27 protein-coding genes are annotated in these 25,513 nt (G+C 60.8%); 13 read left to right on the top strand and 14 right to left on the bottom strand.

Features of this window, described 5'->3' with window-relative positions:
* Positions 1-142 precede the first annotated feature (142 nt).
* Both OK411_RS17775 and OK411_RS17770 read right to left on the bottom strand, forming a co-directional pair.
* A complete protein-coding gene (locus tag OK411_RS17775) occupies positions 143-2,104 on the bottom strand; it encodes a M48 family metallopeptidase (RefSeq protein WP_264365461.1) in 1,962 nt (653 codons plus the stop codon).
* 21 nt (positions 2,105-2,125) lie between these two features.
* The gene (locus OK411_RS17770; protein WP_413694517.1) at positions 2,126-2,722 is read right to left on the bottom strand and encodes a LemA family protein; all 597 of its coding nucleotides are present in this window, start codon (positions 2,720-2,722) and stop codon (positions 2,126-2,128) included.
* 200 nt (positions 2,723-2,922) lie between these two features.
* Here OK411_RS17770 and OK411_RS17765 point away from each other — a divergent pair, with 200 nt between their 5' ends.
* Entirely contained in the window at positions 2,923-3,231 is a 309-nt protein-coding gene (locus OK411_RS17765) for an RcnB family protein (RefSeq protein WP_042609276.1), read from the top strand.
* Positions 3,232-3,319: 88 nt separating this feature from the next.
* The gene (locus OK411_RS17760) at positions 3,320-3,832 is read left to right on the top strand and encodes a hypothetical protein (protein WP_110645528.1); all 513 of its coding nucleotides are present in this window, start codon (positions 3,320-3,322) and stop codon (positions 3,830-3,832) included.
* Position 3,833: 1 nt separating this feature from the next.
* Here the strand turns inward: OK411_RS17760 and OK411_RS17755 are convergent, their stop codons facing one another.
* Positions 3,834-4,145, bottom strand: a complete 312-nt coding sequence (locus OK411_RS17755) for a protealysin inhibitor emfourin (RefSeq protein WP_122508038.1) — start codon at positions 4,143-4,145, stop codon at positions 3,834-3,836.
* Between the two features lie 14 nt (positions 4,146-4,159).
* Positions 4,160-5,206 (bottom strand): M4 family metallopeptidase, encoded by a 1,047-nt coding sequence (locus OK411_RS17750; RefSeq protein ID WP_264365460.1) that lies wholly within the window; start codon positions 5,204-5,206, stop codon positions 4,160-4,162.
* 131 nt (positions 5,207-5,337) lie between these two features.
* Between OK411_RS17750 and OK411_RS17745 the strand changes: the two genes are divergently transcribed.
* On the top strand, positions 5,338-5,676 hold the full coding sequence (locus tag OK411_RS17745; RefSeq protein WP_024013363.1) for an FKBP-type peptidyl-prolyl cis-trans isomerase: 339 nt from the start codon (positions 5,338-5,340) through the stop codon (positions 5,674-5,676).
* 58 nt (positions 5,677-5,734) lie between these two features.
* Here OK411_RS17745 and OK411_RS17740 read toward each other — a convergent pair whose 3' ends face one another.
* Together OK411_RS17740 and ftrA are read right to left on the bottom strand one after the other, a co-directional pair.
* Positions 5,735-6,070 carry a hypothetical protein gene (locus OK411_RS17740; protein ID WP_136493704.1) on the bottom strand — a complete coding sequence of 112 codons (336 nt, stop codon included), beginning with the start codon at positions 6,068-6,070 and terminating at the stop codon, positions 5,735-5,737.
* Positions 6,071-6,221: 151 nt separating this feature from the next.
* Positions 6,222-7,178 carry a transcriptional regulator FtrA gene (ftrA, locus tag OK411_RS17735; RefSeq protein ID WP_264365459.1) on the bottom strand — a complete coding sequence of 319 codons (957 nt, stop codon included), beginning with the start codon at positions 7,176-7,178 and terminating at the stop codon, positions 6,222-6,224.
* 102 nt (positions 7,179-7,280) lie between these two features.
* Between ftrA and OK411_RS17730 the strand changes: the two genes are divergently transcribed.
* The 4 genes from OK411_RS17730 (at position 7,281) to OK411_RS17715 (ending at position 11,060) form a co-directional block, all read left to right on the top strand.
* Entirely contained in the window at positions 7,281-7,709 is a 429-nt protein-coding gene (locus tag OK411_RS17730; protein ID WP_217878477.1) for a rhodanese-like domain-containing protein, read from the top strand.
* A gap of 337 nt (positions 7,710-8,046) precedes the next feature.
* Entirely contained in the window at positions 8,047-8,826 is a 780-nt protein-coding gene (locus tag OK411_RS17725) for an ABC transporter substrate-binding protein (protein ID WP_206421929.1), read from the top strand.
* 199 nt (positions 8,827-9,025) lie between these two features.
* Positions 9,026-10,138, top strand: coding sequence for a succinylglutamate desuccinylase/aspartoacylase family protein (locus OK411_RS17720; protein ID WP_217878476.1), 1,113 nt, complete (start codon positions 9,026-9,028; stop codon positions 10,136-10,138).
* A gap of 205 nt (positions 10,139-10,343) precedes the next feature.
* On the top strand, positions 10,344-11,060 hold the full coding sequence (locus OK411_RS17715; RefSeq protein ID WP_125918657.1) for an alpha/beta hydrolase: 717 nt from the start codon (positions 10,344-10,346) through the stop codon (positions 11,058-11,060).
* Here OK411_RS17715 and OK411_RS17710 read toward each other — a convergent pair.
* Positions 11,050-11,607, bottom strand: coding sequence for a hypothetical protein (locus OK411_RS17710; protein WP_264365458.1), 558 nt, complete (start codon positions 11,605-11,607; stop codon positions 11,050-11,052). The genes OK411_RS17715 and OK411_RS17710 overlap by 11 nt on opposite strands.
* Before the next feature lie 85 nt (positions 11,608-11,692).
* Positions 11,693-12,466, bottom strand: coding sequence for a hypothetical protein (locus OK411_RS17705; protein WP_264365457.1), 774 nt, complete (start codon positions 12,464-12,466; stop codon positions 11,693-11,695).
* 146 nt (positions 12,467-12,612) lie between these two features.
* Here OK411_RS17705 and OK411_RS17700 point away from each other — a divergent pair, with 146 nt between their 5' ends.
* The 4 genes from OK411_RS17700 to OK411_RS17685 all read left to right on the top strand — a co-directional run bounded on the left by OK411_RS17700 (position 12,613) and on the right by OK411_RS17685 (position 16,835).
* On the top strand, positions 12,613-13,149 hold the full coding sequence (locus tag OK411_RS17700; protein WP_024013354.1) for a chalcone isomerase family protein: 537 nt from the start codon (positions 12,613-12,615) through the stop codon (positions 13,147-13,149).
* 131 nt (positions 13,150-13,280) lie between these two features.
* Positions 13,281-14,549 (top strand): Nramp family divalent metal transporter, encoded by a 1,269-nt coding sequence (locus OK411_RS17695; protein ID WP_264365462.1) that lies wholly within the window; start codon positions 13,281-13,283, stop codon positions 14,547-14,549.
* A gap of 166 nt (positions 14,550-14,715) precedes the next feature.
* The gene (locus OK411_RS17690) at positions 14,716-15,936 is read left to right on the top strand and encodes a putative DNA modification/repair radical SAM protein (RefSeq protein WP_024013352.1); all 1,221 of its coding nucleotides are present in this window, start codon (positions 14,716-14,718) and stop codon (positions 15,934-15,936) included.
* Entirely contained in the window at positions 15,933-16,835 is a 903-nt protein-coding gene (locus OK411_RS17685) for a TIGR03915 family putative DNA repair protein (protein WP_264365456.1), read from the top strand. Before OK411_RS17690 ends, OK411_RS17685 begins: the two co-directional genes overlap by 4 nt.
* Before the next feature lie 200 nt (positions 16,836-17,035).
* Here OK411_RS17685 and OK411_RS17680 read toward each other — a convergent pair whose 3' ends face one another.
* From OK411_RS17680 to OK411_RS17660, 5 genes are all read right to left on the bottom strand, one after another.
* Entirely contained in the window at positions 17,036-18,055 is a 1,020-nt protein-coding gene (locus OK411_RS17680; RefSeq protein WP_016775201.1) for a branched-chain amino acid aminotransferase, read from the bottom strand.
* 245 nt (positions 18,056-18,300) lie between these two features.
* Positions 18,301-19,674: a dihydrolipoyl dehydrogenase gene (gene lpdA / locus OK411_RS17675; protein ID WP_264365455.1), complete on the bottom strand. Its 1,374-nt coding sequence runs from the start codon at positions 19,672-19,674 to the stop codon at positions 18,301-18,303.
* Between the two features lie 4 nt (positions 19,675-19,678).
* On the bottom strand, positions 19,679-20,953 hold the full coding sequence (locus tag OK411_RS17670; protein WP_264365454.1) for a dihydrolipoamide acetyltransferase family protein: 1,275 nt from the start codon (positions 20,951-20,953) through the stop codon (positions 19,679-19,681).
* Complete coding sequence (locus OK411_RS17665; RefSeq protein WP_003224000.1) at positions 20,954-22,012, bottom strand: alpha-ketoacid dehydrogenase subunit beta; 1,059 nt, start codon at positions 22,010-22,012, stop codon at positions 20,954-20,956. It abuts the gene before it with no gap.
* A gap of 1 nt (position 22,013) precedes the next feature.
* Positions 22,014-23,249, bottom strand: a complete 1,236-nt coding sequence (locus OK411_RS17660) for a 3-methyl-2-oxobutanoate dehydrogenase (2-methylpropanoyl-transferring) subunit alpha (RefSeq protein WP_024013347.1) — start codon at positions 23,247-23,249, stop codon at positions 22,014-22,016.
* Between the two features lie 184 nt (positions 23,250-23,433).
* Here OK411_RS17660 and bkdR point away from each other — a divergent pair, with 184 nt between their 5' ends.
* On the top strand, positions 23,434-23,922 hold the full coding sequence (gene bkdR, locus OK411_RS17655; protein WP_016775196.1) for a Bkd operon transcriptional regulator BkdR: 489 nt from the start codon (positions 23,434-23,436) through the stop codon (positions 23,920-23,922).
* Positions 23,923-24,089: 167 nt separating this feature from the next.
* Here bkdR and OK411_RS17650 read toward each other — a convergent pair whose 3' ends face one another.
* Positions 24,090-24,953, bottom strand: a complete 864-nt coding sequence (locus OK411_RS17650) for an MBL fold metallo-hydrolase (protein ID WP_264365453.1) — start codon at positions 24,951-24,953, stop codon at positions 24,090-24,092.
* A gap of 92 nt (positions 24,954-25,045) precedes the next feature.
* Here OK411_RS17650 and OK411_RS17645 point away from each other — a divergent pair, with 92 nt between their 5' ends.
* Positions 25,046-25,387 carry an ArsR/SmtB family transcription factor gene (locus tag OK411_RS17645; protein ID WP_217878467.1) on the top strand — a complete coding sequence of 114 codons (342 nt, stop codon included), beginning with the start codon at positions 25,046-25,048 and terminating at the stop codon, positions 25,385-25,387.
* The last annotated feature ends 126 nt before the right edge of the window (positions 25,388-25,513 follow it).

Genomic DNA, 25,513 nt, shown 5'->3' with positions numbered 1-25,513 from the left:
GGGGGGCGGGGCGCCCCCCCCCCCCCCCCCACAGGGGATCGGTGGTGATCAGAGAATCAGCGTCCGCCAAGGCCTTTGTGGGAGCGAGCCTGCTCGCGATAGCTGTGTGTCAGGCGCCAGTGCTGTCGGATTATCAGTCGGTCTAAGCCGTAGCCGCCACGGCGCCCTGCTCGCGAGCAACCTCAGTTGCGCGGTTGCCAACCTGCACCGGGATACTCAAAAACGGCGGAAGCGGGCAATCCAGCAGGTCGGCGACAGCCCGGAACAACTCCGCTTCGGCGACGGTGATCACGCCGTCGTGCATCACGCAGCGAGTCATCGCATCGAGCAGGGCGGGACGTTCTTCCGGCATGAGATGGCGCAGACGATTGAGCGCGGTTTCCAGGCCGATCAGTTCTTCGAGATCCTTGCGTATCTCTTGCGGCTGTTCGAAGGCAAGCCCCTGCCACGCGGACTGCAGTGCGTCTGCGGCCGCCGCTTGATCGTTCTGTCCGGCGCGGGCCAGCGCACTCAGCAGCGCCAACAATTCTTCGGCGCACTGGAACAGGCCAAACTTGAACTGCACCGGTGTCGCGCCCAGCACGTTGCGCTCGACGACGCGCAGCAGCGTCCACTCAAGCAGTTCGGTTTCGTTGTCAGCTTCAATCAGCGCAATCAGGTTGGCATCGACCCTGGCGAAACTTTTGCCGAGCAGTTGCAGGCTCGGCGTTGCCAGATCGAGCAACGGCAAACGCAACCCGGGCTGCAGCGATAACAACGGATTTTGCAGTAGCTCCAGTTGCTCGAACACTGCATCGTCGACGGTCCCTCTCAGTGTGTCGAGCTGCAGGCCCAGCACAGGCGCCGAGCGGGACAACAACAACCCGTAGACGATCGCTTGGGCGCCGTCGATGCTGCGCGCGGCCTCTCTGAGAACCTGCGGAATATCGCCGAGAACACGGCGCGCCTCAATCAAGTGTTCTGCCTGCGGAGCGCCGATTGCCGCAACGGACGCCTGTGCTGCACTCAAATCGTAAAGCACTGCCATGGCGGCAGCCGGGACACCGCCAAAGGCATCCGAAATCGGCAGGTCGGGTTTGGCCTGCGGCTCCACGGCAGGTGCGGCGATTTTCACGAAGCTGCCATCCCAGTGCGCATCGACCCGGCGGATCCGCTCGCTCAAATCCGGATGCGAGGCCATCAGGTCGAACGAAGACGTGCCCGAACCGAAATACAGATGGCTGAACTCGGCAGCACGCGCGGCATTGAGTGTTGCGCCCAGTTCATAGCCTCCGATCTTCTTCAGTGCACCGGCAATGCTTTGCGGGTTGCGCGTGTATTGCACAGCTGTCGCGTCAGCGAGGAATTCGCGTTGCCGCCCGATCGCTGCCTTGATCAGATTGCCGAAATACGACCCTGCAAATCCCGCAACACACAGGACAAAACCGACCAGCGCGGTGAACGCGACAAACTTGTTGCGGCGCGCAGCTTCTTTGCCCACCGCTTCGGTGCCACGCAGGATGTAGCTTCCAGTCAGACCCAGGACGAGGATGCCGTGGACGATAGCGATCAACCGGGTGTTGAGGCGCATGTCACCGTTGTAGATATGGCTGAACTCATGGGCGATGACCCCTTGCAGTTCTTCGCGCGTGAGCAGATTGATCGCGCCCTGAGTCACGCCGATTACCGCGTTTTGCGGCGTCATGCCAGCGGCAAAGGCGTTGATGCCCAGCTCCGGCAACAGATAGACGGGAGGGACGGCCGTGCCAGAGGCGATGGCCATTTCTTCCACCACGTTGAGCAGGCGCTGCTCTTCCAGGGTCTGCGCGTTATGGTTGATCAGCCGGCCGTTGAGGCCACGGGCAATGACTTTGCCGCCGGCGGACAACTCGGAATGTTTCGCCGTACTGCCCAGCAGCACGACGCTGATCACCACCGCTGACACATATCCGATCAGCTCCCAGCTCATCTCCAGATCGAAGAGAACATTGCCGTCGCCGTCTTCCACTGGAATGGTCATCAGCACGCAGGAAACGGCAATCAAGCTCAGAACGGCCAATGCCATCAGAACGATAAGCAGCAGGGTTCGGCGCTTGGCCTGGCGCTGTTGTTGGAAAAAATTCATGGTGCCATCCGTTGGCTGGGGTCAGAACGAAACCTGTGGTGCTTGCTGAATCGCGGCGCTGTCGGCGAACGTCAGCACCGAGGCGTCGGCAGCATGGCCGAACAGCGGGGCGAACAGCGCAGCCGGGAAACTCTGCTTGAGAGTGTTGTAGCTCATCACTGCATCGTTGTAAGCCTGCCGCGCAAAACTGACTTTGTTCTCGGTACTGCTCAGCTCTTCGCTCAATTGCTGCATGTTCTGCGAAGCCTTTAGATCCGGATAGGCTTCGACCGTCACGTTCAACCGGCCCATCTCATTGCTCAGCACGCTGTCCGCCTGGCCGAGCTGGACGATGTTCTGCGCATTGCCCGGCTGCGCCTGAGCGGCCTGCAGGCCTGCGACCGCGTTGTTGCGCGCGGCAATCACCGCTTCCAGCGTCTCGCGCTCATGGGCCATGTAGCCTTTGGCGGTTGCCACCAGATTGGGGATCAGGTCGTAGCGACGCTTGAGCTGTACTTCGAGTTGCGCAAACGCATTCTTGATTTGATTGCGGCGGGCAACGAGGCTGTTGAAAAGCTGGATGGCGTAGAGGGCGAGGAGGCCGGCAACGACCAAAAGGATGATGAGTGTGCTGTTCACGGTGATGTCCTTATTCACACGGTAGAAAGGGGCGCGGCATATTAGCGCAAATCCAGCGTGAATGTGGCAGCGTGCCAGCTCCCGGCAGAGGGCGGAGATTCGGCGACGATTTGTCCGCCGGCCGCAGTGAAAAAACAAGGAATGTTTCCTGCGCCGCGCAGTCGGAGTTCAGGTACTACTCATCCGAAAGAGGTTCACCGATGAACAGCAAAACCCTAATCGCCAGCCTGGCCCTTGTTGCGGGCATTGCCGGAATCACACCCATTGTTCAAGCGGCGCAAACCTCCAGCGAACCCGCCGTGCAATCGCCGACCAGCGACCGCCAGCTGAAGGTCAACGACCGCGCGCCGGAAATGTACCAGCGCGAAGACAAGGCGCTGAAGAACTGGAAAGCCAAAGGTCTGAAAGCGCCGATCGAGCAGGCGCAGTGGGTGCAGATCAATGACAAGTACGTGATGGTGATGATCACCAACGGCACGATTGTCGAGATGCAACCGGTCGAGCGATAAGCCCGGTTTTACAATTGGCCACGGATGGCTGATTGCATTCGAGCGCCGTTCCGGTAAAACAGCGGACGTCTGGATGAGGAACAAGGGATTGGACAAGAAACCGCTCTACCGCAAAGTGAACACTCGTACGTGGGGTGTTCGTCGCCACGAATCAGTTGCGCATTATCGCGATCAGCGCAACAGCAAAGCTGCAAGCCGTGACGAAGGCATGCGAAGTTCGATGCACGCAGGCAAACAATACGGGCGAGATTACACGCCGTTGTTTCGCTTCCTGCTGTCTCGGGTGGGCGGTTCTTGGGATGCCATTTTCAGCGAAGCTGTGGCGCGACTGGATCAATCAGCGCCGGTGTTCTGGATGGTGGCCATCCATGAGAAGGATCGCGAAGAAGTCGTGCGACTGGGTGAGTCCAGTTATTTCAACGGGCTGTACGTCGACGAGCAAAATCTCCTGCAAATGGTCAATCCGAGACTGAAGGCGCATGACATGACGCCGAGCTGCGAGTGCTGTACGCACACATTCAACGGTGTCGTATTCGGCCAGACCGCGGGTTTTGGCCCGCGCACATCGTCAGTTGTCGACGCAGAAGAGCCGCCAGCGTGAATCAGAGCAGCTCCCCCTTGTCCCACAAATGCACCAGTTCCCCAGGCGCCCGGTCCTCCGGCACCTTCAACACCATTTCCCCGGACTGATAGCGCACTTCAATCTGGTAGAAGCGCTGATCCCCACGGCCCGATTCGCTGCTGTCCAGTGGCAGGCAACCCTCAAGCACCGAGCAGATCCTTGAACGCTGACTGATGTCGCACTGGGCAAATTCGATTTCCCGTGGGCGGCTCAGGCTGTGAATCGCTGCAACGCCACCCTGGCGAGATACGCGCAAAACGGAATCTTTATCCAGCTCGGGTAGCGTTTTCATACGGTCTCCTCGGATTATTCGATACCGACCTGTGCCCAGGCTTGCTGCACTGCGTCGGCTGCTTCGGCGCCGAAGCGCTCGCCGGCGTGGTTGATCGTCAGTTTTGCGAACGCGTCAAACGTTGCGTCCTGTTTCAAACGGTCATCACACAGCGTGTCGTACCAGACGCGTCCGGCTTTTTCCCAGGCGAAGCCGCCAAACGCTCGGGCTGCCAGGTAAAACGCGCGGTTGGGAATGCCGGAGTTGATGTGTACGCCGCCATTGTCTTCGCTGGTGATGACGAACTTGCGCATGTGATCCGGTTGCGGATCCTTGCCCAGCATCGGGTCGTCGTATGCCGTGCCGGGGTGCGACATCGAGCGCAGGCCCTTGCCTTGGATCTGTGGCATCAGCAGGTCGGCGCCGATCAACCAGTCTGCCTGCTCGGCGGTTTGGCCAAGGGTGTATTGCTTGGTCAACACGCCGAATACATCCGAGAGCGACTCGTTCAGCGCGCCGGACTGGTTGGCATAAATCAGCCCGGCTTCGCTTTCGGTGACGCCGTGGGCCAGTTCATGGCCGATGACGTCGAGCGAACGGGTGAAGCGCTGGAAGATTTCGCCATCGCCGTCACCGAAAACCATCTGCGCGCCATTCCAGAATGCGTTTTCGTAGGCTTGCCCGTAATGCACGCTGCCGATCAGCGCGAATCCCTGATTATCGATCGAGTCGCGACCGAGCACCTTCCAGAAGAAATCATAGCTGGCGCCCAGCGCATCGTAAGCCTCGTCGACTGCCGGATCCCCCGATGCCGGCTGGCCCTCGAGACGCACCGGCATGCCCGGTAAGAGCATTTTGTTCTGCGCATCATGCACGCTGCGCCGTGCCAGGCCAGGCTTGCTCGCCTCCGGCAGAATCGCCCGCGCCGGCGGCTGCGAAGGACGGCCGGGGTTGGGCAGCAGGCTGCGCACATGATTGAGCGTCTGCATCGCGGCGTTGCGCTGCGGCTCGGAACCGTGGGCAATGATGCGGTTGAGAATGTAGGGCGGGATGAAACTGCGCAGCAATCGAGAGTCGGTCATCTAAGCATCCTTGTCGTCATACGATGTCGATACACATGTGAGCGGCAAGGCGTGTTTTCGGTTCCATGGATTGCCATCGACGCCGGATTCTGCGAAAAACGCCGCCTGCGAACACCTCAAGAGCCAACGACATGACAGACGAACTGCAAATCATCGACCTGCAAGCGGGCAACGGCAAAGCCGCGGTGAAAGGCGCGCTGATCACCACCCAATACACCGGCTGGCTGGAAGACGGCACTGAATTCGATTCGTCCTGGAGCCGGGGCAAACCGTTTCAGTGCGTAATCGGCACTGGGCGCGTGATCAAAGGCTGGGATCAGGGGCTGATGGGCATGCAGGTCGGCGGCAAACGCAAATTGCTGGTACCGGCGCATCTGGGGTACGGCGAGCGGACCATGGGCAAGATCCCGCCGAATTCGAATCTGGTGTTTGAGATTGAGTTGCTGGAGGTTTTGACGCGGGAGGATTGAGGTCTGACGTGCGTCTGGATGAAGCAACCCTCATCCAGACGCTTGCAACTTCGGATGCTCAGGTGAACATCTCTATATCGTCAATTGTGTCCTCAATGACGCCCTGCAACGAGGGCATCCGACGCCTTACGTTTTCGAGCGCCGGCAAAACGGTTTCGGTATTCAGTCTTCCATGTCGACGAGCGATATGGCCCAGGGCGGTGATGGCAGAGGCAGCGATCGCTTCGGTTTCGCTGGAGAGATACTTGGCGCAGATTTCCTCTGCCCAACTGCCATCGGGTTCATTCAAGCCAATGGAAATCAGTGCGCAAATGACATTCTCCTGAGCGCCGCTGGCCAGTAATCGTACGGATTCATCATGATCTATTGACGGGTTTTGGTAGGTGAGTTTCATTGGCGCAGCTGTGTCCTTTTTGGCTGTTAACGGATTGACGAGACGTGTGCCTGCCGCCCCTTCGCGAGCAGGCTCGCTCCCACAGAGTTGACGGCGTTTGCCAGTAAACTGCATGTCGACCAGCGCTGCATCAAGCCATCATCGCCTTACCCTACCGCCCAAACCGCTCCCGATAAACCGACGGCGGTACGCCCACCACGCTGCGGAACGCCACACGAAAACTCTCCACCGAGCGATAGCCGCAGCGCTGGGCGATCTGCTCGGTGTGTTGATGGGTGCTCTCGAGCAGCTCCCGCGCTCGCGCCAGGCGTTCATGTTGCAGCCACGCCTTGGGCGTTTGCCCGCTGGCTTCGGTGAAACGCCGTAGAAAGGTGCGCTCGCTCATCGCCGCTTCACTGGCCAGATCGCGGACTTCCAGTGGTTCGTGCAGGCGTTCGCGGGCCCATTGCATGATGCGCGACAGGTCGCTGCGGGGTGTCGGGCTGACCGGGGTGGGGATGAATTGGGCCTGGCCGCCGGTGCGTTGTGGCGACATGACCAGTCGCCGCGCGACGGCGTTGGCGACCTGCGTGCCGAAGTCACGTGTCACCAGATGCAGGCAGGCGTCGATGCCGGCCGCGCTGCCGGCGGAGGTGATCAGTTGACCGGCGTCGACGTAGAGCACGTCCGGATCGACCTCGATTGCCGGGAAGCGTTGCGCCAGTTCACCGGTGTAGCGCCAGTGCGTGGTGGCGCGGTGGCCGTCGAGCAGGCCGCTGGCGGCGAGCACGAACACGCCCGAGCAGATCGACAGCAATCGCGCGCCTCGGTCGTGGGCCTGACGCAACGAGTCGATCAGCGCAGGCGGTACCGGGGCGTTGCGGTCGCGCCAGCCCGGAATGACGATGGTGCGCGCTGCGGCGAGCAGTTCCAGGCCACCATCGGCCAGCACCTGAATCCCGCCCATGGCGCGCATCGGGCCTTGATCGACTGCCGCTATCGCGTGTTCGTACCAAGGGAAATCGAACTCTGGCCGGGCCAGGCCGAAGATCTCCACGGCAATGCCGAACTCGAATGTGCAGAGGCCGTCGTAGGCCAGAATGGCAACCAGATTGGGCTGAGTGGGCATTTGGCGGAAATCTCCCGGTCGGTGTCTTGCGCGCCACTGTAGCGGCAAGTGCCGTCTCGATAAAGTCTGTTCATCCCCCTCAGACAAAAGGAGCAACACAGCATGACCAGCCTGGTTCGCCAAATTCCCGCCGCCCCTTCGGCGATTGCCCTGATGCATTTCAGCAATCGTCTGACCTTCGAAACCGATTGTTCCGACGTGTTCAGTAGCCAAGAGGCCGGGGAGGTCGATTTTGTTCTGGTGGATGTGCGCGGCCCATTAGCGTTCGAGCGCGGCCATGTGCCCGGCGCGACCAATATCCCGACCCGCTTGCTCACGGCGGAGCGCTTGGCCGAATACCCGAAACACACTTTGTTCGTGGTCTATTGCGCCGGACCGCATTGCAATGGCGCGAACAAGGCGGCGGTGAAGCTGGCGGCATTGGGCTATCCGGTCAAGGAGATGATCGGCGGCGTCACCGGATGGCTCGATGAGGGTTTCGAACTGAGCGTGGCGTCAGTGGCCAATACACCTGTCGCCTGCGAATGCTGACGTTTCTGTAGGAGCTGCCGGAGGCTGCGATCTTTTGATCTTGATCTCAAAAAAACAAGATCAAAAGATCGCAGCCTCCGGCAGCTCCTTGTACAGGAGGATCGGTGTTTCTTGCTCTGAAAACAGTCTTGTCCTACAGCCTTCGCACCACCACGGCGCACGCGTTGACCCCAGTCAATGCGTGCGCCGATGTTCTGTAAGTAATTGTCGCTTAAAAACAATTGCCTCCGTGCGCGCCGCCATAGACTGCCGGCCACGTCGGTTTTTGCCGTTAGAACGCCATGACCGAACGCTGACTCGAAAGCTGCCAATAAAAGCCTCCGCACGGGAGTAATAAATGAAAAAGCTAGTGATGTTCGGTGCCCTGGCACTGTCGATGTTGTCCCTGACCGCCGTGGCCGAAGACGCCAAGCCGATCCGCATCGGTATCGAAGCCGGGTACCCGCCATTCTCGATGAAAACCCCTGACGGCAAACTCACTGGTTTTGACGTGGACATCGGTGACGCACTGTGCGCGCAGATGAAGGTTAAATGCACTTGGGTCGAGCAAGAGTTCGATGGCCTGATCCCGGCGCTGAAAGTGAAGAAGATCGACGCGATCCTGTCGTCGATGACCATCACTGACGATCGCAAGAAAAACGTCGATTTCACCATTAAGTACTACCACACCCCGGCACGTTTCGTGATGAAGGAAGGCTCGGGCGTGAAAAACCCGCTGACCGAACTCAAGGGCAAGAAAGTCGGCGTGCTGCGCGCCAGTACTCACGACCGCTACGCGACCGAAGTGCTGGTTCCGGCCGGGATCGATCTGGTGCGCTACGGCTCGCAGCAGGAAGCCAACCTCGACATGGTGTCCGGGCGTATCGACGCGATGCTGGCCGACTCGGTCAACCTTAGCGACGGTTTCCTGAAAACCGACGCCGGCAAAGGCTTCGAATTCGTCGGCCCGACCTACGAAGACGCCAAGTACTTCGGCGGCGGCGCTGGCATCGCGGTGCGCAAGGGCGATACCGCACTGGCTGAGCAGTTCAACAAAGCCATCACCGAAATCCGCGCCAATGGCGAGTACAAGAAAGTCCAGGACAAGTACTTCGACTTTGACGTATACGGCCATTAATACGCCGTGAAAAAAAGTGGCCCCGTTTGCGCGGTGGCCACTTTTTTTATGTTCTTTTATTGATGGAAATTCTCTGTGGGAGCGAGCCTGCTCGCGAAAGCGGTCTGACATTCGACATCGTCATCGTCTGACCTGACGCATTCGCGAGCAGGCTCGCTCCCACAGGGATTTGCGTAACCCAGCTATTAAGGAGTTTTCCATGCAACGCATCGACCACGTTCTGCCCTGGAGCCATTTGGGCAGCGAGCGCTCCCTCAGCGTGTTCCGCTACGGCGCCGGCAGCCGCAAGGTGTATATCCAGGCCAGCCTGCACGCCGATGAACTGCCGGGCATGCGTACCGCGTGGGAACTCAAGCTGCGTTTGAACGAACTGGAACGGCAGGGCCGTTTGCAGGGCGTTATCGAACTGGTGCCGGTGGCCAATCCGATCGGCCTGGATCAGCATCTGCAAGGCAATCACATGGGCCGCTTCGAACTGGGCAGCGGCAAGAATTTCAACCGCGCATTCGTCGAACTCAGCGCCCCGGTCGCGGCGCTGGTTGGCGAGCGTCTGGGCGCGGATGCCGAGGCCAACGTCGCGCTGATCCGCCAGGCCATGGCTCAGGTCTTCGAAGAATTGCCGGCGCCGGCATCGCAACTGGAAGCCTTGCACCGCTTGTTGCTGCGCCACGCCTGCGACGCCGACATCACTCTCGACTTGCACTGCGACTTCGACGCTGCGATTCACCTCTACGCGCTGCCGCAACACTGGCCGCAATGGCAATCGCTGGCGGCGCGGTTGCAGGCCGGCGTCGCGTTGCTCTGCGAGGACTCCGGCGGCAGCTCATTCGATGAGTCGTGCTCGACGCCGTGGCTGCGTCTGGCCAAAGCATTCCCGAACGCGGCGATTCCGGCGGCGAATCTGGCGACGACGCTTGAGCTGGGCAGCATGGGCGACACCCGCGTCGATCAGGCTCAGGCCAATTGCGAAGCGATTCTGGGCTTTCTCGCCGAGCAGGGTTTCATCAGCGGCGACTGGCCGGCGGCGCCGAGCGAATGTTGTGAAGGTCTGCCGTTCGAAGGCACCGAATACCTGTTCGCCCCGCACCACGGCGTGGTCAGTTTCTTGCGCAATGCCGGCGAGTGGGTAGAGCAGGGCGATGCGCTGTTCGAAGTGGTTGATCCGTTGCAGGATCGCGTGACCACCGTGCGCGCCGGCACCAGCGGGGTGCTGTTCGCGATTGATCGCGGGCGCTATACCGAGCCGGGGATCTGGCAGGCGAAAGTGGCGGGGCGGGTGCCGTTTCGTACCGGCAAGCTGACGAACGACTGATGGCTCTTCGCTGAATTTGCTGACCTCATCGCTGGCAAGCCAGCTCCCACAGGGTTGCGGTTGATCTCAAATTTCGGAGACGCCGCAATTCTTGTGGGAGCTGGCTTGCCAGCGATAGCGGCATCAGCCACTCCACAAAATTTGGATCCTCAGCCGAGAATGTTAGGCTCCCCGCGAACCCGACACTCTGTGAAGGAACGCTGCAATGCTCAAATTGTTCGCCCTGCTGACCCTGCTCGCATCCACCGCCGTTCACGCGCAAACCACCCTGCAATCCGATCTGCCACTCAAGTACCTCGAACAGGTCCACGCCGACGCCGAACCACGTCCGCTGGTGATTTTTCTGCACGGTTACGGCAGTAACGAGGCCGATCTGATCGGCATGAAATTTCAGCTGCCGGCGCAGTACAACTACCTGTCGGTGCGGGCTCCGATGACGTTGGGCGAAGGACGTTTCCAGTGGTTTCGCAAGAAGGGCGAAGGCGCCTACAACGGCGAGACCGATGATCTGAAGGTCAGCGGCCAGAAGCTGCGCGACTTTATCGCCCAGGCGGCGAAGAAATATCACGCCGCGCCGGACAAGGTGTACCTGATCGGCTTCAGCCAGGGCGCGATGATGAGTTACGAAGTGGGCCTGCGCGCGCCAGCGGTCGTGGGCGGGTTTGCCGCGTTGAGCGGGCGCTTGTTGCCGGTGCTCAAAGCCGAACTCAAGCCCGGGCAAGCGCCACTGCCGCTGAGCATATTTATCGGCCACGGCACCGCTGATGATCCGGTCCCTTACCGTCACGGCACCGAGGCCAACGCGCTATTGCACAAGCTCGATTACCAGCCCGAGTTTCACGCGTATCCGGGCGTCGGCCACAGCATCAGTGCGGCCGAATTGCGCGATTTGAACGGCTGGTTGCAGCGGCTCAATCCTTGACGATGGCTTTGACCAAAGCATCGTGACCCTTCTTGTCGCTGACGCGGGAAATCACCTGCACCAGCGCCATCTTCGTCCCCGAGCCGGCCAGCAATGTGGTGTTCAGGGTTTGGCCACCGCCCTGAGTGGCGGTGCTGTCAACCTGACGCAGCCCCAGGCCGGTGCCTTTTTGGGTCAGGCTTTTTTCGCTGAGCTTGTTGAAGTCCGGCAGGGCCTTGCGCTGATCGTCGATGAAACTCGACACGCTGCCGTCAAGAAACTCACCGTCGTTGTCCTTGACGTTCTGGCCTGCGGGGATCTGGTTTTCGGCGGCGATGACCACGGTCTTGGTGGTCTGGTTAGTGTACATCGTGCCCTTCGCCCCGCTCGGGCTGGCGGGCAGCGGGTCAGCGACAAAGCCTTTGGGCAGGACGAAGGCGAATTTGCCGTCGAGCAGCGTAACCTTCTCGGTTTTGACCTTTTCCTTGGCGGCGTGTGCGTTGATCGCGGCGAAACCGGCGATGGCCGCCAGCATCAGGACGACGGCTTTGTTGCTCAACAATGACATCTGAAATCTCCGGGAAATGGTCGCGCGAGGCGGGCGATCATCCCACGGAGCGTGCCGGGCGTTCCAGCGCGATTCGTCCGGGCGGTTATTGCGCTTGCGCCTTGGCCACTGGCCGCGCCAGCAGACGCCAGGTCACCCCGAGCATCGCCACCGACACTGCCACGCCTACGACAAAACCGCTGAGGCCCATGCTTGGCAGCGTCAGGGCCGACACCAGGCAGAACGCCGAGAACGAATACATGCCGGTTGCCGTTGCGCGCAATAACGCAGCGGTAAACGCCGGGCCGCGGGTTTGTTGCGAAAATACCGCCATGACGCTGCCCAGCACCGGGAACACCGCGAGCAGGCCGCTCCAGCGCTCGCCGACGGTGCTTGCCAGCATCGTCACCACCAGCGTCAGCGCCGCACCGGCGATCATCCGCCAGATCAGTTTGTCCGACTTCGGTGCTGGCCCGTTCAATACTGGATGCACCTCAGGGAACAGATAAGGCGAAGCGAGCAGTGCCACCGCTGCCGCAATCACCGAGAACGGCAAGGACGCCGGAATCACCGACAACACCGTCGCCAGCGCGGCCCACACCGCCAGTGAAATGGTCAACGCCCACGGCCAGTTCGCCCGCTGCGCCACCTGCGCATAAGTGATGCAGAAAGCGATCATCGCGAACATTGCCGACAGCGCCGCGACCGCCGATTGCGCGGCAAACTGCGGCCCTTGTTCAATCGCCAGAAAGAACAGAATCGGCCCGACCACCACCGGCAATCCCGACAGCCACCCGGCCACGCTCGGCCCCCAACGTTTGCCTGCCAGGGAAATCAGCAGGAGAAAACCGGGAATCAGCAGCAGTTTGAGGATCAGCACGCGGGTGTCTCCATCGGGTCAGGATGAGCCACGTTAGCACTGCCGATTAAAGATTGCTGCCTATGTTCGCAATTGTTGTATACAAAAATTCATGCGCGAATCCGGCTATGCTTTGATCATCACAATGCAGCGGAGACGATACGGCGATGAACAGAACACCCAAGCTCGTACGTGGCTGTTGTGGCATCGGCTTGTGGGCACTGTTGCTGACGCCGACGTGGGCCAATTGGCAAGACGCGGTGCCGGGGGCGCAAATCATCGGCAGCGGCGATTTCAGCGTGTTCGGCTTCGATGTTTACAGCGCGCGTTTGTGGAGTGCCGCGCGGCCTCTGGCGGACGGCCAGCCGTTTGCCCTGGAGCTGATCTACCGGCGCAACATCTCGCGAGACGATCTGGTCAGCACCAGCGTCGATGAGATCAAACGCCTGGCCGGTCCTCGGGTCACTTCAGCGCAATTGGCCGGCTGGCAGGCGCAGATGCAGCAATCCTTTGTCGACGTCCAGGCCGGCACGCGGATTACCGGCGTGTATCTGCCGGGGCAGGGCGCGCGGTTTTTTGTCGGGCAGAAGCTCCAGCATGAGATCGAGGATCCGCAGTTTGCCAAGGCGTTTTTCGATATCTGGCTGGATCCGCGAACACGCAGTCCCGAGTTGCGCGAGCAGTTGCTGGGGGTGAACCCATAGGTTCAGTGATCTTTGCGCTTCAAGGCATCAGGCGAAACGACTAAGCTGCCGGGCTCCCGTTTTTGTTTCTGGATGTGTGCGTGAAATTCAGTTTGCCCAAAATCGCCACCGCGCCGTTTTGCCCGCCGGAAGTGGCTGGCAGTGTTGCGGTCGATCCGACTGCCACGTTCTTCAAACGTGTGCTGCGCTTCGCCGGCCCCGGTTTGCTGGTGTCGATCGGCTACATGGACCCGGGCAACTGGGCGACCGCGATCGAGGCCGGTTCGCGTTTTGGCTACAGTCTTTTATTCGTCGTGTTGCTGGCGAGTCTGGCCGGCATGGTGGTGCAGTGCCTGTGTTCGCGGCTGGGCATCGCCACTGGTCGCGATCTGGCGCAGTTGTCCCGCGAGCGCTACAGCACGCCGACTGCGCGCCTGCAATGGCTGCTGGCGGAAATCTCGATCATCGCCACCGACCTCGCCGAAGTGCTTGGCTGCGCTCTCGCATTTCACTTGCTGCTCGGTTGCTCGCTGACCTTCGGTATCGCTCTGACGGCTTTCGACACGCTGTTGGTGCTGGCCCTGCAGAACCGGGGATTCCGTCGTCTCGAAGCGATCATGCTGGTGCTGGTCGCGACCATCGGTGTGTGTTTCTTCGTCGAATTGTTGTTGATCAAACCGTACTGGCCAGACGTGGCGCTGGGCTTTAAACCCTCGCTGTCCGCGATCAGCGATGCGGCGCCGCTGTATCTGGCCATCGGCATCCTCGGCGCCACAGTGATGCCGCATAACCTGTATCTGCACACCTCGATCGTGCAAACGCGGATGATCGGCAAGGACCTGGCGAGCAAGCGGGACGCGGTGAAACTGGCGCGCATCGACACCATCGGTTCCCTGGCCCTGGCGCTGCTGGTCAACGCGGCGATCCTGATTCTCGCAGCGGCGGCGTTTCACCAGTCCGGGCACACCGATGTGGTCGACATTCAGGACGCCTATCACCTGCTCGACCCACTGGTGGGCGGTGCGCTGGCCAGTGTGCTGTTCGGCGTGGCACTGCTCGCGTCGGGGCAAAGTTCGACCTTCACCGGGACCATCGCCGGGCAGGTCATCATGGAAGGCTATCTGAACCTGCGCATCCCGTGCTGGCAGCGGCGTTTGATCACCCGCGGGCTGGCGCTGATTCCGGCGTTCATCGGCGTATGGCTGCTCGGTGACGGCGCAATCGGCAAGCTGCTGGTGTTGAGCCAGGTGGTGCTCAGCCTGCAACTGCCGTTCGCCTTGTACCCGCTGATCCGCATGACCAACGATCGGCAATTGATGGGGCCGTTCGTCAATCGCTGGCCCACGCGGGTGCTGGCCTGGGGGCTGTTTGTGTTGATCAGCGGGGCGAACAGTTGGTTGATATTGCAGTGGGCTGTTTGATCACTGTGTTGCGGTGACTGGCAGGGCCTATTCGCGAGCAGGCTCGCTCCCACTGGTTGCGCGGTTGGCCGCAATTCAGATGGCCAGCCGACGAGGGGTCATCCATCAACTTGTTTCGCGGCGGGCGAGCCTATACTGTATATGCACACAGTAAAGAGCCCGCGCCATGCAAATCATCGACAAGCTGAGCATCCTCGCCGACGCCGCCAAGTACGACGCCTCCTGCGCCAGCAGCGGTGCGCCCAAGCGCAGCTCCGAGGGCAAGAGCGGGCTCGGTTCGACGGACGGCATGGGCATTTGCCACAGCTACACGCCGGACGGGCGCTGTGTGTCGTTGCTGAAAATCCTGCTGACCAACTTCTGTCTTTACGATTGCCAGTACTGCGTCAACCGCCGTTCCAGTGATGTGCCGCGTGCGCGCTTCACCCCGGAAGAAGTCGTGACGCTGACCATGGATTTCTACCGCCGCAACTGTGTCAGCGGGCTGTTTCTCAGCTCCGGGATCATTCGCTCGGCGGACTACACCATGGAGCAACTGGTGCGCGTGGCGAAGTTGCTCCGTGAAGAGCACGAATTTCGCGGCTACATCCATTTGAAGACCATTCCGGAAGCCGATCCGGCCTTGATCGAGGAGGCAGGGCGTTACGCCGACCGCCTCAGCGTCAACATCGAACTGCCCACCGACGCCAGCCTGCAGACACTGGCGCCGGAGAAGGACATCACCTCGATCAAGCAAGCGATGAACACCATCTACACCGGCGTGCAAACAGTGTTGAACGAGCCGCGCTCGGCAAAATTCGCCCCGGCCGGGCAGAGCACGCAACTGATCGTCGGTGCCGATGACACCGACGACAGCACCATCCTCCACAGCGCTCAATCCCTGTATGGCAACTTCCGTTTGCGCCGGGTCTATTACTCGGCATTCAGCCCGATCCCCGACAGCCCGAAAAGCGTACCGCTCGCCGCGCCACCGCTGATGCGCGAGCACCGTTTGTATCAGGCTGATTTCCTCCTGCGCAGCTACGGCTACAGCGCTGACGAATTGCTCAAAGGCCCGGGCAATCTGGCGCTCGATATTGACCCGAAGCTGGCTTGGGCGCTGGAAAATCGCGAAGTGTTCCCGCTCGACCTCAATCGTGCCGACGCGACGTTGATCGCACGCATCCCGGGCATCGGCTTGCGCACCACCGAGCGCCTGGTCGAGTTGCGCCGTCAGCGCCGCATCCGTTACGAAGACGTGGCACGGATGCGCTGTGTGCTGGCCAAGGCCAAGCCGTTCATCATCACCAGCGATTACCACCCGCAACAGGCGGAAGTCACCAGTCACATGCTCTACCAGCAATTGCGCGACCGGCCGATGCCGCAGCAGATGGGGTTGTGGGGATGATCAGTCTCGATTGTGATGATCTGTTCGACACATGGCGCCAGCAGGCCCGCTGGTTGCTCAGCCATGAGATCGATCCGAGTCTGGTGAGCTGGGCGGCGGAAGGCGTTGGCGATCTGTTTGCCAGTGATGATCACGTGCCCGAAGGGCAGGGGCCGTTTCAGGCGCGTATTCCCCGTGCGCTGCTCGCCACCCTCGAACAAGCGGCGCGCTATCGCGGCGAACAGCGCTGGAGCCTGTTGTATGAAGTGCTCTGGCGGTTCAGTCACGGCGACCGCACGGCGATGATGGCCGGCGACAAACTCGGCAGCGAGTTGCAGCGGCGCATCAAGCAGGTCAGCCGCGAGGCCCATCATCTGCATGCATTCGTGCGTTTCATCGAGCGGCCGAAGGATCTGCCTGGTCCACAATACGTGGCGTGGCACGAACCGGCGCATGACATCCTGCACAGCGCCAGCGAGCACTTTATCGGTCGCATGGGCCAGCATCGCTGGTTGATCGCCACACCGCGCGATGGTGTGTACTACGACGGTGAGCAGTTGATTCACGAGCGGCAATGCCCGATTGAATGGCAGCAACTGGCACAGAACGTCGATGACCCCCACGGCGATTTATGGTTGACCTACTACAGCCACATCTTCAACCCGGCGCGGTTGAACCCGAAGGTCATGCAAGGGCATCTGCCGGTGCGGTTCTGGAAGAATCTGCCGGAGGGGGAGTTGATACCGGGATTGATCACCCAGGCGCGGATGGGCAAACAGCAGAATGGGCAGGCGAGCGGGATTTCGGATCGGACGGGCAAGCGCATTGCCTCCAAAAATCAAAAGCAAACCCTCACCCCAGCCCTCTCCCGGAGGGAGAGGGAGCCGACCGAGGTGTTCTTGCGAACTCCATCGACCTGAATGGCCGAGGCGAACGCGATTTTTGAAAAGCGCACAAGTCGGCTCCCTTTCCCCCTCGCCCCCTTGGGGGCGGTCCGACGTTTCGGGAGGGCTGGGGTGAGGGGGTGACGTTCTTCAATACGACACCAGAGCCCAGCCGTATAAAAAAGCCCCCCACCAATCACTCGGTGGAGGGCTTTTGAGCATCAGCAGTCGTCAGATCAAACCTTGACGATCCAGCCCGCTGGCGCTTCGATGTCGCCGGTCTGCACGCCAGTCAGCTCTTTGTAGAGCTGCTGGGTCACCGGGCCTACTTCGGTTTCGCTGTGGAACACGTGCAGGTGATCGTTGTAGCTGATGCCACCAATCGGCGTGATCACCGCAGCGGTACCGCAGGCACCGGCTTCCTTGAAGTCCGACAGCTTGTCGATCAGCACGTCGCCTTCAACCACTTCCAGGCCCAGACGCGATTTCGCCAGTTCGATCAGCGACAGGCGGGTGATGCCTGGCAGGACCGATGGCGAGTTCGGGGTGACGAACTTGTTGTCGTGGGTGATCCCGAAGAAGTTGGCCGAACCGACTTCCTCGATCTTGGTGTGGGTCATCGGATCGAGGTAGATCGCGTCGGCGAAGTTGGCTTTCTTGGCTTTCGAGCCCGGCATCAGGCTGGCGGCGTAGTTGCCACCGACCTTGGCCGCACCGGTGCCTTGCGGGGCCGCGCGGTCGTAGCTGGAGATCTGGAAGTTGTGCGGGGTCAGGCCGCCCTTGAAGTAGGCGCCGACCGGGATGCAGAAGATCGAAAAGATGAACTCGGGCGCGGTGCGCACGCCGATGTTGTCACCGACGCCGATCACGAACGGGCGCAGGTACAGCGCGCCGCCGGTGCCGTACGGCGGGATGAAACGCTCGTTGGCGCGAACCACGGCTTTGCAGGCTTCGATGAACTGCTCGGTGTCGACCGTCGGCATCAGCAGACGCGCGCAGCTGCGTTGCATGCGCAGGGCGTTCTGGTCCGGGCGGAACAGGTTGATCGAGCCGTCCTTGCAGCGATAGGCCTTCATGCCTTCGAAGCACTGCTGACCGTAGTGAAGGGCAGTGGAGCCTTCGCTGATGTGCAGGACGTTATCTTCGGTCAGGGTGCCTTTGTCCCACTCGCCATCGCGGAAGTACGACAGATAGCGCTTGTCGGTCTTGATGTAATCAAAACCCAGCTTGTCCCAATTGATGCTTTCGTTACCCATGACACCCTCTATCACTGAACAACCGCCGAAACGGTTCAAGGCTTCTGACGTTTTTTTGGATGGGCACAACAATACTTCATTCTTGAGCGGTTTCGCAGCTTGTGGCGAGGGGATTTATCCCCGCTGGGCTGCGAAGCGGCCCCTTTGGCTCAGATATCTGACGTTCGGCGGTGGCCGATTTTGCGGTTGCTGCGCAACCCAGCGGGGATAAATCCCCTCGCCACAGCGGCATTCGGCTGCATCTGTCACAGATGCAGCGCATGCCCCAGCGCCCGCAACGCCGCTTCCTGCACCGCCTCACCCAAGGTCGGGTGGGCATGGATGGTGCCGCCGATGTCTTCCAGTCGCGCGCCCATTTCCAGGCTTTGCGCAAACGCCGTCGACAGTTCGGAAACCCCAACGCCCACCGCTTGCCAGCCGACAATCAGATGATTGTCGCGACGTGCGACCACGCGCACGAAGCCGCTTTTCGATTCCAGGGTCATTGCGCGGCCGTTGGCGGCGAACGGGAAGCTTGCAACGATGCAGTCCAGCCCGGCAGCCTTGGCCTCGTCCGGAGTTTTGCCGACCACCACCAGTTCCGGGTCGGTAAAGCACACGGCGGCGATGGCGGTCGGGTTGAATTCGCGGCGCTTGCCACTGATCAGCTCGGCAACCATCTCGCCCTGAGCCATGGCGCGGTGGGCCAGCATCGGTTCGCCGCTCACGTCGCCAATGGCGTAGACATTACGCATGCTGGTCTGGCAACCGCTGTCGATCCTGATAGCCGAACCGTTCATGTCCAGATTCAACGCTTCGAGATTGAAGCCCTGCGTATTGGGTTTGCGTCCGACCGCGACCAGTACCTGATCGGTTTCCAGATTGAGGGTTTCGCCTTCGGTATCGCGCACCTGCAACGTGCCGTCGAAACCCAGCACGCTGTGCTTGAGGTACAGCTTTACCCCCAGCTGCTTCAGCGCGTCGTGTACCGGTTGTGTCAGCTCCGCGTCGTAAGCCGGAAGAATTCGATCCTGCGCCTCGACCACACTGACCTCTGCGCCGAGCCTGCGATAGGCGATGCCCAGCTCCAGGCCGATGTAACCACCGCCGACCACGACCAGGCGTTTCGGCACAGACGTCGGCGCCAGCGCTTCGGTGGAGGAGATGATTGGCCCGCCAATCGGCAGGATCGGCAGGTTGACGCTGGTCGAGCCGGTGGCCAGCACCAGATGCTCGCACTGGATTCCGGTATCGCCGACTTCCACGGTTTTGCCGTCGATGATTTTCGCCCAACCGTTGATGACCTGAACCTTGTTCTTCTTCAGCAGCGCGGCGACGCCAGTGGTCAGGCGATCAACGATGCCGTCCTTCCACTCGACGCTTTTGCTGATATCCAGGGTCGGCGCGGCAACGCTGATGCCGAGCGCCGAATGCTGGCTGTGATGCTGCGTCTGATGAAACTGCTCAGCCACATGAATCAGCGCTTTCGACGGAATGCAGCCGATATTCAGGCAGGTGCCGCCCAACGACTGGCCTTCGACCAGGATGGTCGGGATGCCCAGTTGCCCGGCGCGGATCGCCGTGACGTAACCGCCGGGGCCGCCGCCGATGATCAGCAGGGTGGTGTTCAAAGTCTGCATTCCATTACTCCACAAACAAGGTCGCGGGTTGTTCGAGCAAGCCACGAATGGCCTGAATGAAAAGCGCCGCGTCCATGCCGTCGACCACGCGGTGATCGAAGGAGCTGGAGAGGTTCATCATCTTGCGGATCACCACCTGGCCTTTGACCACCATTGGCCGTTCGACGATTTTGTTCACGCCGACAATGGCCACTTCCGGCAGGTTCAGCACCGGCGTGCTGACAATGCCGCCCAATGCGCCGAGGCTGGTCAGAGTAATGGTCGAACCGGACAGCTCATCGCGGCTGGCCTTGCCATTGCGCGCGGCGTTGGCCAAACGCGAAATTTCCGCGGCGCTGTCCCACAGGCTGCGCGCTTCGGCGTGACGCACCACGGGCACCATCAGGCCGACATCGCTTTGCGTGGCGACGCCGACATGCACCGCACCGAGGCGGGTGATGACTTGCGCTTCGTCATCGTAACGGGCGTTCATCTGCGGGAAGTCGCGCAGGGCCACCACCAGCGCGCGAACGAGGAACGGCAACAAGGTCAACTTGCCACGGCTGGCGCCATGTTTTTCATTCAGATGCGCACGCAGTTCTTCGATCGCGGTGACGTCGATTTCTTCGACATAGCTGAAATGCGCGGCACGCTGAGTAGCATCCTGCATGCGTTGAGCGATCTTGCGACGCATGCCGATCACTTGAATCTGTTCTTCGTCGTTGCGTTGAGCGTAAGCGGCAGCGGCCGGCGCCGAAGCGTTCGACCGACCTTGCGCCAGATAGGCCTCAAGATCCTCATGCAACACGCGACCGGCCGGGCCGCTGCCGCGCACCAGACGCAATTGAATACCCAGATCCAGCGCGTGTTTGCGCACGGCCGGCGAGGCAAGCGGGCATTCATCCGCTTCGCGAGCAACCATCGGGCTTTGGCAAACGGCAGCCGGACGTGGTGCGGCGGCTACGGCGGGTTTGCTTTCGACAGCGGCTTCAACTTTCGGCGCAGCCGGTGCTTCTTTGACCGGCGCGGGCGCGGCGGACTCTTTAAGGTTGCCAGCCCCTTCGACTTCGATGCTGATCAGCACACTGCCGACCGCCATCACTTCACCTGGCTGACCACCGAGGGCAATCACCTTGCCATGCACCGGCGACGGAATATCGACCATCGCCTTGTCGGTCATCACATCCGCCAGCACCTGGTCTTCAACCACCAGATCGCCAACCTTGACGTGCCACTGCGACAGTTCTACTTCTGCGATGCCTTCGCCGATGTCCGGCATCTTGATAACGTGCGTGCCCATTCAGACCTCCATGACCCGTTTCAACGCCGCGCCCACGCGGGACGGCCCTGGGAAATACGCCCACTCCTGCGCGTGCGGGTAGGGAGTGTCCCAACCGGTGACGCGCTCGATCGGCGCTTCCAGGTGATGGAAGCAGTGCTCTTGCACCAGCGACACCAGCTCGGCGCCGAAACCGCAGGTGCGGGTGGCTTCGTGAACCACCACGCAGCGGCCGGTTTTCTTCACCGACTTGACGATGGTTTCCAGGTCCAGCGGCCACAGGCTGCGCAGGTCGATGACTTCGGCATCGACGCCGGATTCTTCGGCAGCGACTTGCGAGACGTATACGGTGGTGCCGTAGGTCAGCACGGTCACGTCCTTGCCCGGGCGAGTGATCGCAGCAACGTCCAGCGGCACGGTGTAGTAACCGTCCGGCACCTGGGCTTGCGGGTGTTTCGACCACGGGGTTACCGGGCGGTCGTGATGGCCATCGAACGGGCCGTTGTACAGGCGTTTCGGCTCAAGGAAGATCACCGGGTCATCGTTTTCGATGGAGGCGATCAGCAGGCCTTTGGCGTCGTACGGGTTGGACGGCATCACCGTGCGCAGACCGCAGACCTGAGTGAACATCGCCTCGATGCTCTGGCTGTGGGTCTGGCCGCCGTAGATGCCGCCGCCGCACGGCATGCGCAGGGTCATCGGCGCGGTGAACTCACCGGCCGAGCGATAACGCAGACGCGCTGCTTCGGAGATGATCTGGTCGGAGGCGGGGTAGACGTAGTCGGCGAACTGGATTTCGGCGACCGGACGCAAACCGTAGGCGCCCATGCCGACGGCGACGCCGACGATGCCGCTTTCCGAGATCGGTGCGTCGAACACCCGCGAGGTGCCGTACTTGGTCTGCAGGCCTTCGGTGCAGCGGAACACGCCGCCGAAGTAACCGACGTCCTGGCCGAAGACGACGACATTGTCATCGCGCTCAAGCATCACATCCATGGCCGAGCGCAGGGCCTGGATCATGGTCATGGTGGTCGTGGTCATGGCGGTTTCCAACTGAATATTGTTGTTGTGATCGTTCATGTCAGATCCCCAACTGCTGACGCTGGCGCTTCAAGTGCTCCGGCATCTCTTTGTAGACGTCTTCGAACATGGTCGCGGCGCTTGGAATCTGCCCGCCGGCGAGGGTGCCGTACTGTTCGGCCTGTTTCTGCGCGGCAATCACTTCGGCTTCAAGTTCAGCGCTGACGGCGCTGTGCTCTTCCTCCGACCAGTGGCCGACCTTGATCAGGTGCTGTTTCAGACGCGCGATCGGATCGCCGAGCGGGAAGTGGCTCCAGTCATCGGCCGGGCGGTATTTCGATGGATCGTCGGAGGTCGAGTGCGGGCCGGCGCGGTAGGTGACCCATTCGATCATGGTCGGGCCGAGGTTACGCCGGGCGCGTTCGGCGGCCCAGGCGGAAGCGGCGTAGACCGCGTAGAAGTCGTTGCCATCGACGCGTAGCGAGGCGATGCCACAACCGACGCCGCGTCCGGCGAAGGTCGTGGCTTCACCGCCAGCGATGGCCTGAAAGGTCGAAATCGCCCACTGGTTGTTGACCACGTTGAGAATCACCGGCGCCCGATAAACGTGGGCGAAGGTGAGGGCGGTGTGGAAGTCCGATTCGGCGGTGGCGCCGTCACCGATCCAGGCCGAGGCGATTTTGGTGTCGCCCTTGATTGCCGAGGCCATGCCCCAGCCTACGCCCTGAATGAACTGGGTGGCGAGGTTGCCGGAAATGGTGAAGAAACCGGCGTCCTTGACCGAGTACATGATCGGCAACTGGCGGCCCTTTAGCGGGTCGCGCTCGTTGGACAGCAACTGGCAGATCAGGTCGACCAGCGGCACGTCGCGTGCCATCAGGATGCTTTGCTGGCGGTAGGTCGGAAAGCACATGTCGTCGATGTTCAGCGCCAAAGCCTGGGCGCTGCCGATGGCCTCTTCGCCGAGGCTCTGCATGTAGAACGACATCTTTTTCTGACGCTGGGCGACGACCATGCGGTTGTCGTAGATGCGCGTCTTGAGCATCGCGCGCATGCCTTTACGCAGGATCTCGACCGGCACGTTTTCGGCCCACGGGCCGAGGGCGTTGCCCTGATCGTCGAGCACGCGAATCAGGCCACGGGCGAGGTCGGCGGTGTCAGCGGGTTCTACATCGACAGGAGGTTTGCGCACCGTACCGGCATCGGTCAGATGCAGGTAGGAAAAATCGGTTTTGCAGCCGGGACGGCCCGAGGGTTCAGGGACGTGCAGGCGCAGCGGTTCATACGCTTGGGTCATGGCTTCTACGCTCGATCTTGTGAATTTCTTGTAGTGAGCTGGCAGTCATTCCGGGATGAGGAAATCTTGTCCTACAACAATCATAGGCGTGGCCAAGAAGAATATTTCTCTGTGTTTCGTTGCGCTGGCGACCATTTGCAGATAGAAATTCTGCATAAACATAAAAAACAGGTGGTTTTGTCTCATGCGCAAACTGGACCGTACCGACATCGGCATTCTCAACAGCCTTCAGGAGAACGCGCGCATCACCAACGCCGACCTCGCTCGCTCGGTGAACCTGTCGCCGACGCCGTGCTTCAACCGGGTCAAGGCCATGGAAGAATTGGGCTTGATTCGCGAGCAGGTCACGCTGCTGGATGCCGATCTGCTGGGGCTGCACGTAAACGTGTTCATTCACGTCAGCCTGGAAAAACAGGTAGAGGAGGCGTTGCAGCATTTCGAGGAAGCGATTTCTGATCGGCCCGAGGTGATGGAGTGCTACTTGATGGCGGGTGATCCGGATTATCTGATCCGCGTGCTGGTGCCGAGCATTCAGTCGCTGGAACGCTTCATGATGGATTTTCTGACCAAGGTGCCGGGGGTGGCGAATATTCGTTCGAGCTTTGCGCTGAAGCAGGTGCGTTATAAGACCGCGTTGCCGTTGCCGGCCAATGGGTTGACGTTGGGCAATTGATACGACTGACCTGCAGACGCCGATCGTTCCCGCGCTCCGCGTGGGAATGCCGCCAGGGATGCTCCGCGTTCCGCCTCAAGAAGTGACGCAGAGCGTCACGGGATGCATTCCCACGCGGAGCGTGGGAACGATCAGTTGGCGCTGCTGGAGGCTGCGTTGCCGAACCGTCAGAGTTTGTTGAGCGGAATCTTCAGGTAAACCACGCCATTCCCCTCAGGTGCCGGCAGATTCCCCGCCCGCACGTTCACCTGAATCGCCGGCAGCAGCAACGTCGGCATGCCTAACCCAGCGTCACGTGTCGTGCGCATCTCGACGAACGCCGCTTCATCGATCCCGTCATGCACATGAATATTGCTTTTGCGCTGTTCGCCGACAGTGGTCTGGCACTGTGAGGCGCGGCCTTCGGGCGGGTAATCGTGGCAGACGTAAAGCTTCACGCTGGCCGGAAACGCCAGCAGCTTCTGGATCGACTTGAACAATTGCTGCGCATTACCGCCAGGGAAATCACAGCGCGCGGTGCCAACGTCCGGCATGAACAGCGTGTCACCCACCAGGATCTGCTCGCCGTCGATCAGGTACGCCATGTCCGCTGGCGTATGGCCGGGGACGTGCAGGGCGGTAGCCTTGAGGTTGCCGATCATGAACGACTCGTTCGGCGCGAACAAATGATCGAACTGCGAGCCATCGACGCAAAATTCCGGCTCCAGATTGAACAGCGCCTTGAACACATTCTGCACTTTGCTGATCGATTCACCGATGGCGATCTTGCCCCCCAGTTCCCGACGCAGGTACGGCGCGGCAGACAGGTGATCGGCGTGGGCGTGGGTTTCCAGCAGCCATTGCACTTGCAGCCGGTGCGCACGCACGAAAGCGATGATCTTGTCCGCCTGCGCCGTGCCGGTGCGCCCGGCGGCGCCATCATAGTCGAGCACCGGGTCGACGATCGCGCACTGGCCGCCGTCGGCTTCGTAGACCACGTAGCTGTAGGTCGAGGAGGCGGGGTCGAGGAACGCTTCAATCAGGGCGGGCATGGCGAAAACCTGTGCTGGGTAATTTCGGGTTGCAACACTTTATGTAAAAACATAATGTTCGCAGCTTAAGTGACCTTCAAGGCCTCGTGCAAATGCAATCCAGTCTGACCGAATGTGAAGTCGCCCAACTGCGCGCCTCGGCGTCCAAAGCCTGCGCGCTGCTCAAGGCTCTGGCCAATGAGGATCGCCTGTTGATCCTCTGTCAACTGACCCAGGGCGAACGCAACGTCGGCGAGCTGGAAAAAATGACCGGCGTACGCCAGCCGACGCTGTCCCAGCAACTGGGCATCTTGCGCGATGAAGGGCTGGTCGCGACTCGCCGTGAAGGCAAATATATTTTCTACGGCCTGGCCAGTCACGAAGTGATCCAGGTGATGAAAACCCTCTCGGGGCTCTATTGCGGAGCGGTACTCAAGAGCTGGGGACAGCCATAAATGCCAGCCCTAAAACTTACTTACTCTGTGGGAGCTGGCTTGCCAGCGATGAGGACTTATCAGCCAATATTTATGTGACTGACACACCGCTTTCGCTGGCAAGCCAGCTCCCACAGGTTCTTTGGT

Source organism: Pseudomonas sp. RG1 (assembly GCF_025910115.1).
Taxonomy (GTDB): domain Bacteria; phylum Pseudomonadota; class Gammaproteobacteria; order Pseudomonadales; family Pseudomonadaceae; genus Aquipseudomonas; species Aquipseudomonas atacamensis.
This window is presented reverse-complemented; position numbering and strand designations above follow the sequence as displayed.